At 61.8% G+C, this 1,734-nt stretch carries 4 protein-coding genes; 3 read left to right on the top strand and 1 reads right to left on the bottom strand.

Translation table 11 applies throughout. The features are described 5' to 3' along the window. On the bottom strand, window positions 1-377 hold a 377-nt coding region (locus tag VZ95_RS15030), incomplete at its 3' end, for a hypothetical protein (RefSeq protein WP_045776581.1). Window positions 378-531: 154 nt separating this feature from the next. Here VZ95_RS15030 and VZ95_RS15025 point away from each other — a divergent pair. From VZ95_RS15025 to VZ95_RS22165, 3 genes are all read left to right on the top strand, one after another. Beyond that, window positions 532-804: a phage tail assembly protein gene (locus VZ95_RS15025; RefSeq protein WP_045776580.1), complete on the top strand. Its 273-nt coding sequence runs from the start codon at window positions 532-534 to the stop codon at window positions 802-804. Between the two features lie 8 nt (window positions 805-812). Further along, window positions 813-932, top strand: a complete 120-nt coding sequence (locus VZ95_RS23160; RefSeq protein WP_084627824.1) for a GpE family phage tail protein — start codon at window positions 813-815, stop codon at window positions 930-932. A gap of 191 nt (window positions 933-1,123) precedes the next feature. Next, window positions 1,124-1,734, top strand: a 611-nt coding sequence (locus VZ95_RS22165) for a DNA circularization N-terminal domain-containing protein (RefSeq protein WP_198148330.1), incomplete at its 3' end; no start/stop codon positions are given.

Here is a 1,734-nt window from a genome sequence, read left to right as displayed (position 1 = left end):
GCACCGACATATTTTCCTTTTTCAGAGCCTTTGTACTTATAATAAGATTCAGTATTATTCCAATATTTCCAAGCAAAACTCCCCGCGCCAGCGCAAAAGCTGCCCGTCCGCCGCTCGAAGGTCCGGTAGGGGATTTTCTTTTCGAACCAATCGGCCAGATCGCTGAAGCCCGCCAGAACCCGCTTTATTTCAGCAAGGTCCATTTTCTCCTCATTCTCATAGGCATAGATGAGGAGTTGAGTGGTTTGATCCATTTTCTGGCGGATGTCTGCGACGAGCTTTTGCTCCTCAACGGAAAACTCCCCGGCGGCCGCAGGCTGCGCCAGGGTCGGGAGCAGGGCGAGCAGCAGAGCGGTGATCCGCCAGGGTAATACCATCGGGCGTTGATCCTGAAGCCAACAAACACGCGCCACGCTGCCAGCCCGAGGGGGCGGGGTCAAGCGCGGCGTTCCGTCTTCCGCTGCCCCCTTCTGGGGCGGGCGGTTCACCGCGCCGGGGCGAGTCCCCGGCCTTTTTTTATGGAGACCTCCTATGGACAAAATCATCTACACGCTCGACACGCCGGTTCAATTCACCCCGAGCCGCCGGGTGGAGGAGTTGAGCTTTAAGACCGACATGAGCGTGCGCGACCTGCGCCGCCTGGAGGGCCAGCAGGGCAGCGTTGGGGCGGGGGCGACGTTGCTCAGCCTTCTGTCTGGCGAGCCGGTGGAGTTGATCGACGCGCTCTCCGCCCATGATTTCTTTAAAGCGCAGGAGATGATCCGCCCTTTCTTGAAAACTATCCTGGGAACTGGCGCGAATTAATCGCCGATTTGGCCGGGGTCTTCCACTGGCCGCCGTCGGAACTGGAGAATCTCAGCCTCGACAGTCTCCAGTTCTGGCACGCGGTGGCGGCGGATTTTCTCACCCGCTGGCACCCCGCTTCTTCGTAAGTCACCCGAGCATCAGAAGGAAAATATCATGACCGAGTTCTGAGGAGGCGGCGCTCTGCGGGGTCAATATCCATAAGTCCAACGACCTGCAGCAACGGGATTTCGGCGGTCTCCTGGCCTGAGCCGCCGATCCTAAACACCATCATCGGGCAGCGCTTCGGCGCTATTTTTTTTGCGCAATCGGAGGGGGTATGGCCCAACAAACTCAACCGAAGCTGGCGCGGGCCAGCTTTCGCGGGGTGTCGTTCGTCTGCACCGCGCATGATCTGAAAGCCGGGCGGCGCATTGCCGATCACGTCTTTCCCCAGCGCGACCTGGGCTATCACGAGGATATGGGGCGGCAAGACCGCGAAGTGTCGCTCACCGCCTATTTGAATGGCGATGAGGTGGGCGATCAGCGCGACCGGCTGCTCGCCGCCATCGAAGCGCCGGGGCCGGGGGAATTATTCCACCCGTGGCTTGGGCGGTTGATGGTGGTGGTCAAATCCGCCTCCTTCCGCGAAAGCCGGGCGGCGCGGCGAATGGTGGAAGTGTCGCTGTCCTTCGTCGAAGCGGGGCTGTCGCAGTTCCCACAGGCGGTGCGCGACGGGGCGTCCGGCATTCGCGCGGCGCTCGATGGGCTGACGGCGGCGACGGGGGCGGTGCTCGGGGAACGGCTTTCGCTCAACGCTGTGCCGGGCTTCGTGAAGGGGGACGCTGGGGCGACGCTGTTCGACGCGGCGGTCGCGCTGGAGCAAGTGCGCCTCGCGCTGCCGGGGCAAGCCAGGCTCGGCTATCCGGTAATGCGCAGTATTGATGCCGT

It is taken from the genome of Elstera litoralis (assembly GCF_000963705.1).
GTDB classification, from domain to species: Bacteria; Pseudomonadota; Alphaproteobacteria; order Elsterales; family Elsteraceae; genus Elstera; species Elstera litoralis.
This window is presented reverse-complemented; position numbering and strand designations above follow the sequence as displayed.